The following is an 11,339-nucleotide window of genomic DNA, read 5'->3' on the forward strand; positions in this document are numbered from 1 at the left end:
AGCACCGCGTCGGTCGCGGGGCCGAGCAGCCGCGCGGCGTCCGGATGCGTCTCCAGGCCGACGACCAGGGCGATCGCGATGTCGGCGGCGTCGGCGGGCGGGATCCCGGTCGGCCCGGCGTCGCGGAAGACGTCGGTGAGCAGCCGGTGCAGCCGGGTGGTGAAGTCGCTGCAGATGTCGCCGTACAGGCGGGCCTTGGCGTCGAGCAGTTCGGCGGTGTGCGCGGAGTCCCCGGCGAGGTCCAGCACGAGGTCGAGCTTGACGGCGAGGATGCCGCGCACCACCTCGGCCGGGTCCCGTTCCGCGGCGGCCACCTCGGCGGCCCGGTCGAGCGCCCGGCGGTGCAGGCGCTCGACGAGCCGCCGGACGGCGTCGTCCTTGTTGCGGACGTACTGGTAGACCGCCGACCGGGACACCCCCACCGTGGTCGCGATGTCGTCCATGGTGGTGCGCCGGATGCCGTACCGGGTGAGGCACTCGTACGTGGCATCCAGGATCTCGGTGAGCCGGTCGCCGGACATCGTCAGCCCAGTGCCTTGACGACCTCGGCGGCCAACGGCCCCGACGACGCCGGGTTCTGCCCGGTGTACAGGTTGCGGTCGACGACCACGTTCGACGCCCACGGCTCACCCTCGGCGAACTCGGTGCCCAGGGCGAGAAGCCGGTCCTGCAGCAGCCACGGGGCCTTGTCCGCCAGCCCGGCCTGGGCCTCCTCGGTGTTGGTGAAGCCGGTCACCCGGTACCCGGCGAACGGGGAGCCGTCACCGGTGTCGGTCGCCAGCAGGGCGGCCGGGGCGTGGCAGACCACCGCCAGCGGCTTCCCGGAGGCGAGGGTGTCGGTGAGCACCCGCGCCGAGTCGTCGTCGACGGCCAGGTCCTCCATCGGGCCGTGCCCGCCGGGGTAGAACACCGCCGCGTGGTCGGCCGGGTCGACCTCGGCCAGCGTGACCGGCCGGTGCAGTTCGGTGGCCGACTCCAGAACGGCGGCGATCTCGTCGGCACGCTGCTGCCCGCCATTCGCCTCCGCGGCCAGGCTGGCCCGGTCCACGGTGGGCACCACACCGCCCGGCGTGGCCACCACGATCTCGTGGCCCGCGGCGGTGAACTCCTGGTACGGCGCGGCGAACTCCTCGGCCCAGTATCCGGTCGGGTGCCGCGTGCCGTCGGCCAGCGTCCAGTAGTCCACGCCGGTCATCACGAACAGGATCTTGCTCATGTCACTCAACCTCCGAAACGGGCGCGCGCGACGACGCACTCGACAAACTGACGATCTATACACGAAGTGTCAGACCATCGAACGAGCTCCACCGTAGTCCCGCCCGACCGAGAGTCCTCAAGGAGACGTGTCGCATGACTCATCGCACCCCGACAGCTCCGGTCACATCGTCGCGCCCGGGTGGTCTCGCGGCCGTCCGTCAGGTGAGGTCGGCGAACCGCTCCACGTCGTTCCTCCGGCCCGCGACCAGGAGGATGTCCTCACCCGCCACCGTGCTCTCCGCCGTGGCGTAGGTGAACCCCGCACCGGGACGTTTAATCCCGACGACGGTGACCCCGTACCGCCGCCGCACCTGGGTCTCCCCGAGCGGCCTGCCCACGGCTTCCGCGGGTGCGGTGGTCTTGATGATCGCGTAATCCTCCTCGAACTCGATGTAGTCCAGCATTCGACCGGTCACCAGGTGCGCGACCCGTTCCCCCATGTCGTGTTCGGGCAGCACGACATGGTGGGCACCCACCCGTTCGAGGATGCGCCCGTGCTGCCGGTTCACGGCCTTCGCCCAGATCCGCGCGACCCCGAGCTCGTCGAGCAACGAGGTGGTGAGGACACTGGCCTCGATGTCGTTACCGATCCCGACGACCGCGCGGCGGAACGACGTGACGCCCAGCTGGGTCAGTGCCTCGATGTCGGTGGTGTCGGCCACCGCCGTGTGGGTGAGCTCGTCGGCGTAACGCTGGACACGACGGGGGTCGTGGTCGAGCCCGAGCACCTCGACACCGGCGCTCATCAGTTCACTCGCCAGTGAACCACCGAACCGGCCCAGTCCGATCACCACGACCCGCTGGCCCTGTTTCCTGTTACCCAACGATCGGTCTCTCCTCCGGAAGTTCGTATCGCCGTGCGCGTTCCCGCAATGCCAATGCCGAGGCGAGTGTGATCGGTCCGAGCCTGCCGAGGAACATCAGTCCCGTCAGCACCAGGGTTCCGGATGTCGGCAGCTCACCCGTGATCCCGGTGGACAGCCCCACCGTGGCGAAGGCGGAGACGGCCTCGAACAGCACCGTCTCGAGCCGGTGGAACGGCGTCAGAGTGAGCAACAGCAGTGTCCCACTCACCACCGCTCCCATGCTGAGCAGCACGACCGTGAGCGCCTGACGCTGCACCGCCGAGGTCAGTTTCCGGCCCATCACGTGCACGGTCGGCAGACCCCGGATCTCGGCGAGGATGATGAACCCCAACAGCGCGAAGGTGGTGACCTTGATACCGCCCGCGGTGCCCGCACTACCCCCGCCGATGAACATCAGCACGTTCGTCACCAGTAGCGTTCCGGACTCGAACTCGGAGACCTCCAGCGAATTGAAACCGGCCGTGCGCGGCATCACGCCGTGGAAGAATCCGGCCAGCAGACGTCCGCCCGGACCGAACTGACCGAGCGTCTCGGGATTGTTCCACTCCGCGGCCGTGACGACGGTCGTCCCGACCACCAGCAGCGCCCCGATCGTCAGGACGGTGACCTTCACGTGCAACGACCAGCGCCGTAGTGACCCGCGAGCGCGCCGCCAGACCTCGATCCACACCGGGAAGCCGAGGCCGCCGGTGATGACGGCCAGGGCGATCGGCACACAGATCCACGGGTCGGTGGCGAACCGCATCAGGCTGTCGGAGTACAGGGCGAAACCGGCGTTGTTGAACGCCGACACCGCATGGAACACCCCGTGGTAAAGGGCGGTACCCCACGGGTAGCTGTACCCGAAGGCGAAGCGCAGGGTCAACACCGTGCTCAGCACCGCCTCGAACAGGAAGCTGACCAGTACGATCCCGGTCACCACCCGACGGACGTCACCCAGATCCAGCGTCTTGGTCTCGGTGGCGGCCGTCAGCCGCATCCGCAAGCCGAACCGCCGGGTGATCAACAGGCCCAGCAGGGAGGCCAACGCCATGATGCCCAGGCCACCGACCTGGATCAGGGCCAGAATCACCACCTCACCGAAGGTGGACCAGTACCCGGGTGTGTCCACCACGATCAGCCCGGTCACACACACCGCCGAGGTCGCCGTGAACAGAGCGGTCACCCACCCGGCCCCTTCTTCGGAGGCCGAGGCCACCGGGAGGGACAGCAGCACCGCCCCCACCGCGATGGTGGACGCGAACGCCACCACGACGATCCTGGCGGGCTGATGCCAGCTCGGGCGAAAACGACGCCGCACCGGCTGGAGACGCCGCGCCACGAAGACTCCGTTCCCAGTTCCCGGATAACTACCGCAGGGGACGGTACCCCTACGGCGCCGCGACCGGGCACCGGCCGCACCAGGGTGGGTAATACCTGCGCGACCCCGGCCACGACGGTCGCCACACCGGGAAACTGTCGGCCTGAGCTGGTTGAATCGTGCCCGGTGTCGTCGAACGACGCGGCCCCGCGCGAGGAGGAGACACGATGAGCACGGTCACCGGTACGGACACCCGGCCGCACGCGCCGCACACCGCCGACAGTCACGACCTCATCCGTGTGCGGGGCGCACGGGAGAACAACCTCGCCGACGTCGACATCGACCTCCCGAAACGCAGGCTCACGGTGTTCACCGGCGTCTCCGGTTCGGGCAAGAGCTCGCTGGTGTTCGGCACCATCGCCGCGGAGTCCCAGCGGATGATCAACGAGACCTACAGCGCCTTCGTGCAGGGCTTCATGCCCACCCTCGCCCGGCCCGACGTCGACATGCTCGACGGACTGACCACCGCGATCCTCGTCGACCAGGAACGCATGGGATCCGACCCGCGTTCGACGGTGGGCACCGCCACCGACACCGGCGCGCTGCTGCGAATCCTGTTCAGCCGGCTCGGGAAGCCGCACATCGGCTCGCCCCAGGCGTTCTCCTTCCACGTCGCCTCGATCAGCGGAGCGGGGGCGGTCACGTTCGAGCGCGGTGGCAAGACCGTGAAGGAGCGCCGCGGGTTCAGCGTCACCGGGGGCATGTGCCCGCACTGCGAGGGCCGAGGTTCGGTCACGGACTTCGACCTTTCCGCGATGTACGACGACAGCAAGTCCCTCAACGAGGGGCCGTTCACGATCCCCGGCTGGGGCAGGGACGGCTGGTACGGCCGCATCTACACCGGCTGCGGGTTCTTCGACCCGGACAAGCCGCTCCGGGAGTTCACCGCCGCCGAGCTCGACGATCTGCTCCACAAGGAGCCGACCAAGATCAAGGTCGACGGGGTCAACCTCACCTACGAGGGCGTGATCCCGAAGCTGCGGAAGACGATCCTGTCCAAGGACCGCGAGGCGATGCAGCCGCACATCCGCGCGTTCGTCGACCGCGCGATCACCTTCACCGAATGCCCCGAGTGCGGCGGCACCCGGCTCTCCGAACAGGCCCGGTCCTCGTTGATCGAGGGCCGCAGCATCGCCGACTGCTCGGCCATGCAGATCACCGACCTCGCCGACTGGGTACGGGGCCTGCGGGAACGGTCCGCCGACGAACCGGGCGGGGACTACGCCACGGTCGCCCCGCTGCTGACCGCGCTCGGGGACATCCTGAACTCCTTCGTCGAGATCGGGCTCGGCTACCTCTCCCTCGACCGGCCCGCGGGCACGCTGTCCGGCGGCGAGGCCCAGCGAACCAAGATGATCCGCCACCTCGGCTCGTCGCTCACCGACGTCACCTACGTCTTCGACGAACCCACCATCGGCCTGCACCCGCACGACGTCGGGCGGATGAACGACCTGCTGCTGCGGTTGCGGGACAAGGGCAACACGGTGCTCGTCATCGAGCACGAGCCGGAGACGATCGCGATCGCCGACCACGTCGTCGACCTCGGCCCGGGGGCGGGCTCGGCGGGCGGGACGGTCTGTTTCGAAGGCACCGTCGACGCGTTGCGCACCAGCGGCACGCTCACCGGCCGCCACCTCGACGACCGGGCCGCCCTCAAGGACACGGTGCGCACCCCCACCGGGACCCTGGAAGTCCGCGGCGCGGCGGCGAACAACCTGCGCGACGTCGACGTGGACATCCCGCTGGGCGAACTCGTGGTCCTCACCGGGGTCGCGGGCTCCGGCAAGAGCTCCCTGGTGGAGTCGATCCCCCCGGACCCGGGTGTGGTCACGATCGACCAGGGCGCGATCAAGGGATCACGCCGGAGCAACCCCGCGACCTACACCGGTCTGCTCGACCCGATCCGCAAGGCGTTCGCGAAGGCGAACGGCGTGAAACCCGCGCTGTTCAGTCCGAATTCCGAGGGCGCCTGCCCCAACTGCAACGGCGCGGGCGTGATCTACACCGACCTGGCCGTCCTGGCCGGGGTCGCCACCACCTGTGAGGTGTGCGGAGGGCAGCGCTTCCAGTCGTCGGTGCTGGATCACCGGCTCGGTGAGGGGGAGGCGGGCAGGAACATCAGCGAGGTCCTGGCGATGTCGGTGACCGAGGCGGCGGAGTTCTTCGGCGGTGCGGGGGTGAAGCTGCCCGCAGCCACCACGATCCTGCGGCGGCTGGCCGACGTCGGGCTCGGCTACCTCAGCCTCGGCCAGCCGCTGACCACCCTGTCCGGCGGGGAACGGCAGCGGCTCAAGCTGGCCGCCCACCTGGCCGACGACGCCGCCGTCTACATCCTCGACGAGCCGACCACCGGCCTGCACCCGGCCGACATCGCACAGCTGCTCGACCTGCTCGACCGGCTCGTCGATTCCGGCCGGTCCGTCCTGGTCGTCGAGCACAACCAGGCCGTCATGGCGCACGCCGATCGGATCATCGACCTCGGCCCCGGCGCGGGCCACGACGGCGGCCGGGTGGTCTTCGAGGGCACCCCCGCCGACCTCGTCACCGCCCGCTCCACCCTCACCGGGGAACACCTCGCGGCCACGGTCGGCGCGGGAAACCCGGTTCGGACATGACCGAGGAAACGGACGGCGGAGAAGTGAGCGTCCCCCAGCACACCGGCGGCGAGCGGTTCGAGTTCGTCGACGCCGACGTCGACGGCCACGGCCTGCACCCGGCATTCCGCGGGGCGCGATGGGAGAACATCCGGGACGCGATCCACACCCGTCCCGGAGACGCCGACCTCCCGACCGGATGAGCGGAGCGTCACCCCTGTTCCGCCGGTCGACGTCCGGCGAGGTCGGCCTCGACCGCCGCCACGACCTGCCCCGGGTCAGCGGCACACCGCAGGGCCAGGCCGTCGCAGACCACCGCGCGGGCCCGCGTCGCCGCGTTGACCTGGGTCAGTGCGGCACGGCGGGAGAGGCCACGGCGCCGCGCGTCGCGCCAGACGGCGGGCAGGATCCAGGCGGTGTTGCGGGGGTCGACCACGGTGAGTTCCACCTCGTCCTCGTCGAACCGCGCGCGCAACGCCCGGTAGACCGCACCCATCCGTTCCATGTCGGCGCGGGAGTGCACATACGGGCCGGTGTCGTCGCCGCGGAGCGCGCCGACCAGGTCGCCGTCCAACCGGCCGCAACAGCCGGAGCCGCCCATCTGCCGGTCCCACTGGCGCACCAGCACCACTCTGTGCCGCGCCACGGGGATCAGCTCCCGTCGGGCCAGACCGCGCCGGAGGCGTCGGTGGTCGGTTGCAGCACGGTCTCCACCAGCGACTCCGACCGCAGGTGGGTGCCGCGCTGGTATTCCTCGTCGCGCACCATCTCGGAGAAGGCGCGCCTGCTCGGATAGGACACCAGCAGGACGGCGTCCCAGTCCTGCCCGGCCTCGGCCACCACGGGCGCCGCCCCGTGCCCGTAGTACAGGATCGTCGCGCCGGCCTTCTCGGCGAACCGCCGGAAGTGCCGCAGGTAGTCGGCGTAACGCTCGGCGCCGCCCTCCCGGAAGCGCAGCAGGTTCAGCATCACCACGGGCTCGTCGGGCCGGTCGGACAGGAAACGCTTGAGGTCGGAACCGGTCGGATCGATCGCCATGGCGCCGCATCCTACGCGCGGGCCCCGCGGCGACGCCGTGGTGCGACCGGGTGTCCGGCGAGACCCGGGCCCGCCGGTCAGGGTTTGGTCGCGACCCCGGCGAGGTAGCGGACCCGGGCCGGATCGTCGTCCCACCACGGCTCCTCCCGACCGTCCGGACGCCACTCGACGGCCCACACCACGCCCGGTTCCACCAGCTCCCAGTCCCCGAACAGGGCCGCGACCTCGTCCCGGGACCGCAGGAAGGCCGGGTTGGTGGTTCGGGCATAGTTCGCCACGACCTCGTGGGTGTCGGGCCGGTGGTCCGCGTCGGAGATGTGACTGAGCACGAGCATGCTGCCCGAGGGAAGCCGGTCCTGGTAGAAGGCCAACGTCCGCTCCGGCGCCTTCTCCGGGGGCATGAAGTGCAGCAGGGCGGTGACCAGCAGGCACGTCGGTTCCCGCGGGTCGATCACCCCGGTGTCCAGCACCCGCTGCCACAGCCGCTCGTCGTCGGAGAAGTCGCCGAACACCGCCCGGTGCCGCCGCGGGTCCGCCTCCTCCGCCAGCAGGATCTCCGAGTGGGCGTGCGCGATCTCCTCGTTGTCCACGTACACCACCCGGGCCCCGGCCTCCGGGTCGGTCTCGTCGGCGATCTCGTGCGCCTGGCCCTGGCTGGGCAGCCCGGCACCGATGTCGACGAACTGGCGGATGCCGTGCCGCAGTGCCAGGCGCACCGCCCGCCCGATGAACTCCCGGTTCGAGCGCATCCCGTACGGCATGTCCGGGGCCACTGCCACCTGTTCGTCGGCGAACGCCCGGTCGATGGCGTAGTGGTGGGTCCCACCGAGCAGGTAGTCGTAGACCCGCGCCGAACTCGGCCTGTCCAACGCCGCCGGCTTGTCGTCGGAACCAGACACCCGTACCACTCCCCTGTGCTCACCCGGACGGGTGTCCAGTGTGACAGTCGGTCAACGCCAGGGGAACGGGTACCGAGCAATGGGAGGGAGCCGCCCGCCCGGGCGGCTCCCTCCCGCGTCAGCTGCGGGTGGCGGCGTTACCGACGCCTGCCGCGGATCCGCGGCGCCGCGAGCAGGCTCCCGGTGCCGAGCAGCAGGAGTCCGGCCGCGCCGGTGCCGAGGTTGAAGATCCCCGCGTTGGCACCGTCGTCCGGAACCTGCTGGTCCTTCCCGGTGTTGAAGATGCCGGCGTTGGCGGCGCCGTCGTCGTCACACGACTTGTGCTTCCCCTTGTCGGGGCACTTGTCCTTACCCTTGCTCTTCGTGACCGTCTCGGTCACGGTGTCGGTGGCGGTGACCGTCTGGGTCACGGTGCTTCCGGGCTGGGTCTCGGTGACCGTGGTGCCCGGTTGAGTCTCCGTGACGGTCGTTCCGGGCTGGGTCTCGGTGACCGTGGTGCCCGGTTGGGTCTCGGTGACCGTGGTGGTCTCCGTCGTGGTGTCCGTGACGGTCGTCGTCACGGTGGTCGTGGGCCCGTTCGTCGGCCCACCCGTGGTCCCGCAGACGAACCAGTTACTGATGGTGGGGATGTTGCCACCTTGGTTGAACGGCGACCGCAGGTCCTCCCACGGGGGATCCTCGGGCAGAACCTCCCCGCCGGTACCCGCCTCGCCCGGTACGTAGACGTTGTAGTTCGGGCCGCCCTTGACCACGATGCCGGTCACCTCGACCCCGGGCGAGACCGAGGTGATGGTGACGAACTGGTCCTGGGGCCCGCCACCGGTGAACTGGAAGTCGGTACCCCTGGTCAGGATGGTTCCCTCCAGACCGGCCTGCGCACACGTGGTCGCGTTGCCCGGCATCGGGGTGGCCCTGTTGTCGTCGGTTTCCGGAGTGACCTGCGCTCCCGCGAATGAGGCGGTCCCGAGCAGCGCCCCCGCCGCCACCCCGGCGACGGCGGCGAGTCGTTTGGACATCCGTGCTGTCAACACCATCGAGCCTCGCACTTCCCCTACTGACAATTGGCCAGCTGGCCGGTGAGCCTCGTGGGCCTCCGCACGCGAGCAACGATCACGGACGGCGGCCGGACCGACTCAGCCTCGTTCGAAGCCCAAGTTTCCACCGGTGCACCCCGGTTCATGCCGAACGTGCGCCGCAACCGCCCGAAAGCGTCAGGCGGGACAGCCCGGACAGGTGATGCGGACGGCGGCCTCCGTGCGCCCGGACGGCCGTGGCCACGCGGTCGTCCGGGCGTCGGTTCCGATCCGCGGACCTGGTCAGGACCACGACCGGTCGGCCAGCTCGTGCAGCACGGCCCGGGCGGTGCGCTTTCCGGACGTCAGGGCGCCCTGCTGCGAGCTGGTGTCCCGGTGGTCGCCGCACACGTACCGGCCCGGGCCGAGGCGCACCGTGCTCCGCAGCGGGTGCCGTTCGGTCATCACGGGAAGGGCCCGGCGGATCGGGTAGGCACGGATCAGTTCCCAGTCCGCCGTCGTGGTGTCGTAGAGCCGCGCGAGCCTGGTGCGCACCCGGGTCTCGGTCGCCGGGTCGGCGTCGGCCCGTTCCGGCACCGAGGCGGCCACCAGCGCCGACCCGGGCGGCGCGTAGCCGGGGGCGGCGGCGCTGATCACCGCGGTGTTCAACACGAGCTCACCGCTGTCCACCAGGAGGGTGGGCTGCTCCAGCGGCGGTCGGCCCGCGAGGCGGTAGTAGAAGGTCGTCACGGAGTGCCACGCGGGCGCGGACACGGTGGGCAGCAGCCGGGCCGCGGTGTCCCCGCCGGTCGCCACGATCACCACCCGCGCGGGGATCCGCTCCCCGCCCTCCAGCCTGACCCCCTCGTCGTCGACCTCGGTGACGGGGGTGGAGTACCGGATGCCGTCCGTGGGCAGGTCACGCGCGATCAGGTGGGGCAGCGTCCCCATCCCCGCCGCGGGCAGCGCCCCGCCACCACGCAGGAACGCCCGCCAGATCAGGTGGAACACCCGGGAGGACGTGCGCAGCGCGGGGTCGAGGAAGACCCCGGCCAGGAACGGGCGGAGCACCTCGTCGACGGTCCGGTCGGAGACACCGCTGCGGGCCAGCTCGTCCGCCGTGGAACGCTCCGGCCCCGCACGCAGCACCCGCGCCGGAGCCACCGTGTCCCGGGCGGACAGCCACGCCAACGCCGTCACGTCCCGCGGCCGGCGCCACGCGAACTCCGCGAGGTCGCGCAGCGCGGCCGGATGGCGCCAGGGCGGCGCGAGGTATCGCCGTCCCCGGTCCCCACCGGCGATCACCCCCTGGGTGAAGTGTCGGAGCCGCAGGTCGGCGACCCGCACCGTCGACCGGACGGCCGGGTATCCGGGGAGCAGGACCTGGAATCCGCGGTCCAGCCGGAAGCCGTCCACCACGTCGGTGCGGATGCGGCCACCGACCTCGTCCTCCGCCTCACACACGAGCACGTCCACCCCCGCGGACCGCAGCTCGCGGGCGGCCGTCAGCCCGGCCAGCCCCGCACCGACGACGACCACCTCGGCCTGCTGTGTCATCACACCACCGCCCCTCCGCAGCACGGTGCCGCCCGGAGACGGACCGCGCCGTCCGGCCCGTCTTCCCCCGCATTCCTCGTGAACCGCACTCCACACCGTGCTGGCATGGAGCCAAGAAGGCGGCCCGGTGCGTGCGACACTGGACGGCAGTGACCGCCGACGACCGCCCGGAGATCTCGTGAGCGACGGAACCACCACACCGGTAACGGTGTACTGGCGTCCCGGGTGTCCGTACTGCTCCCGGCTGTTCGGCGACCTCGACCGGATCGGTCTGCCCGTCCGGAAGGTCGACATCTGGCAGGACTCGCGGGCCGCCGCCCGGGTCCGCGCGATCGCGGACGGCAACGAGACCGTGCCCACCGTGGTCGTCGGCGACGACCACACCATGGTGAACCCGCGCGCGACCCGGGTGCTCGACGCGGTCCGCACCCGGGCGCCCGGCCTGCTCGACACGATGGACCGGGGCGCCCTGGCGAAGGCCGCGGCCGGGCCCTGGCACGCCGGACTGGGTCTCGCGGTGATCCTCGCCGGACTGTGGCTCGTGCTGACCCTCGGCAACCCCGAGACGCCCTACCACCTGGCGTCCGCGGTCGTCGCGGCCACCTGGCCCGTCGGCCGTCGGCTGCGCGTCGGCCGGGCACTGCCCGTGATGCCGGCACTCACGACCGCGCTCGGCGGCGGCCTGCTCGCCCTGGTCGGCACCGCCGTGCTGACGGTCGGCGACACACCGGTGGAACCGGCGCTGTCCGGATCGT

At 71.0% G+C, this 11,339-nt stretch carries 12 protein-coding genes; 3 read left to right on the top strand and 9 right to left on the bottom strand.

Going from position 1 to position 11,339, the window contains the following annotated elements:
• The 4 genes from SACPADRAFT_RS0201930 to SACPADRAFT_RS0201945 form a co-directional block, all read right to left on the bottom strand.
• The coding region (locus SACPADRAFT_RS0201930; RefSeq protein ID WP_007024910.1) for a TetR/AcrR family transcriptional regulator at positions 1-521 on the bottom strand (521 nt) is incomplete at its 3' end.
• A gap of 2 nt (positions 522-523) precedes the next feature.
• The gene (locus tag SACPADRAFT_RS0201935; RefSeq protein WP_007024911.1) at positions 524-1,216 is read right to left on the bottom strand and encodes a type 1 glutamine amidotransferase domain-containing protein; all 693 of its coding nucleotides are present in this window, start codon (positions 1,214-1,216) and stop codon (positions 524-526) included.
• Positions 1,217-1,415: 199 nt separating this feature from the next.
• Positions 1,416-2,081, bottom strand: coding sequence for a potassium channel family protein (locus tag SACPADRAFT_RS0201940; protein WP_007024912.1), 666 nt, complete (start codon positions 2,079-2,081; stop codon positions 1,416-1,418).
• Positions 2,074-3,375, bottom strand: coding sequence for a TrkH family potassium uptake protein (locus SACPADRAFT_RS0201945; protein ID WP_007024913.1), 1,302 nt, complete (start codon positions 3,373-3,375; stop codon positions 2,074-2,076). The genes SACPADRAFT_RS0201940 and SACPADRAFT_RS0201945 overlap by 8 nt, the downstream gene beginning before the upstream one ends.
• A 275-nt stretch (positions 3,376-3,650) precedes the next feature.
• Between SACPADRAFT_RS0201945 and SACPADRAFT_RS0201950 the strand changes: the two genes are divergently transcribed.
• Together SACPADRAFT_RS0201950 and SACPADRAFT_RS0201955 are read left to right on the top strand one after the other, a co-directional pair.
• The gene (locus tag SACPADRAFT_RS0201950; RefSeq protein ID WP_007024914.1) at positions 3,651-6,098 is read left to right on the top strand and encodes an ATP-binding cassette domain-containing protein; all 2,448 of its coding nucleotides are present in this window, start codon (positions 3,651-3,653) and stop codon (positions 6,096-6,098) included.
• Positions 6,095-6,280, top strand: a complete 186-nt coding sequence (locus SACPADRAFT_RS0201955; protein ID WP_007024915.1) for a hypothetical protein — start codon at positions 6,095-6,097, stop codon at positions 6,278-6,280. Before SACPADRAFT_RS0201950 ends, SACPADRAFT_RS0201955 begins: the two co-directional genes overlap by 4 nt.
• A gap of 8 nt (positions 6,281-6,288) precedes the next feature.
• On the opposite strand, the gene SACPADRAFT_RS0201960 is transcribed toward SACPADRAFT_RS0201955, so the two are convergent.
• The 5 genes from SACPADRAFT_RS0201960 to SACPADRAFT_RS0201980 form a co-directional block, all read right to left on the bottom strand.
• On the bottom strand, positions 6,289-6,723 hold the full coding sequence (locus SACPADRAFT_RS0201960) for a hypothetical protein (RefSeq protein ID WP_007024916.1): 435 nt from the start codon (positions 6,721-6,723) through the stop codon (positions 6,289-6,291).
• A gap of 5 nt (positions 6,724-6,728) precedes the next feature.
• Positions 6,729-7,115 (bottom strand): DUF1330 domain-containing protein, encoded by a 387-nt coding sequence (locus tag SACPADRAFT_RS0201965; protein ID WP_007024917.1) that lies wholly within the window; start codon positions 7,113-7,115, stop codon positions 6,729-6,731.
• 77 nt (positions 7,116-7,192) lie between these two features.
• A complete protein-coding gene (locus tag SACPADRAFT_RS0201970; protein WP_007024918.1) occupies positions 7,193-8,014 on the bottom strand; it encodes an SAM-dependent methyltransferase in 822 nt (273 codons plus the stop codon).
• Positions 8,015-8,151: 137 nt separating this feature from the next.
• Positions 8,152-9,030, bottom strand: coding sequence for a hypothetical protein (locus SACPADRAFT_RS29780; RefSeq protein WP_028662142.1), 879 nt, complete (start codon positions 9,028-9,030; stop codon positions 8,152-8,154).
• 300 nt (positions 9,031-9,330) lie between these two features.
• Positions 9,331-10,584 (bottom strand): NAD(P)/FAD-dependent oxidoreductase, encoded by a 1,254-nt coding sequence (locus tag SACPADRAFT_RS0201980; RefSeq protein WP_007024920.1) that lies wholly within the window; start codon positions 10,582-10,584, stop codon positions 9,331-9,333.
• Positions 10,585-10,762: 178 nt separating this feature from the next.
• Here SACPADRAFT_RS0201980 and SACPADRAFT_RS33680 point away from each other — a divergent pair.
• On the top strand, positions 10,763-11,339 hold a 577-nt coding region (locus SACPADRAFT_RS33680), incomplete at its 3' end, for a glutaredoxin domain-containing protein (protein ID WP_233357100.1).

The sequence above is a fragment of the Saccharomonospora iraqiensis subsp. paurometabolica YIM 90007 genome, from assembly GCF_000231035.2.
Lineage (GTDB): Bacteria > Actinomycetota > Actinomycetes > Mycobacteriales > Pseudonocardiaceae > Saccharomonospora > Saccharomonospora paurometabolica.

Excerpts from the sequence above, each read along its gene's own strand:
- SACPADRAFT_RS0201935 (WP_007024911.1), bottom strand. The coding sequence starts at position 1,216 with ATGAGCAAGATCCTGTTCGTGATGACCGGCGTGGACTACTGGACGCTG.
- SACPADRAFT_RS0201950 (WP_007024914.1), top strand. The coding sequence starts at position 3,651 with ATGAGCACGGTCACCGGTACGGACACCCGGCCGCACGCGCCGCACACC.
- SACPADRAFT_RS0201955 (WP_007024915.1), top strand. The coding sequence starts at position 6,095 with ATGACCGAGGAAACGGACGGCGGAGAAGTGAGCGTCCCCCAGCACACC.
- SACPADRAFT_RS0201965 (WP_007024917.1), bottom strand. The coding sequence starts at position 7,115 with ATGGCGATCGATCCGACCGGTTCCGACCTCAAGCGTTTCCTGTCCGAC.
- SACPADRAFT_RS29780 (WP_028662142.1), bottom strand. The coding sequence starts at position 9,030 with ATGTCCAAACGACTCGCCGCCGTCGCCGGGGTGGCGGCGGGGGCGCTG.
- SACPADRAFT_RS0201980 (WP_007024920.1), bottom strand. The coding sequence starts at position 10,584 with ATGACACAGCAGGCCGAGGTGGTCGTCGTCGGTGCGGGGCTGGCCGGG.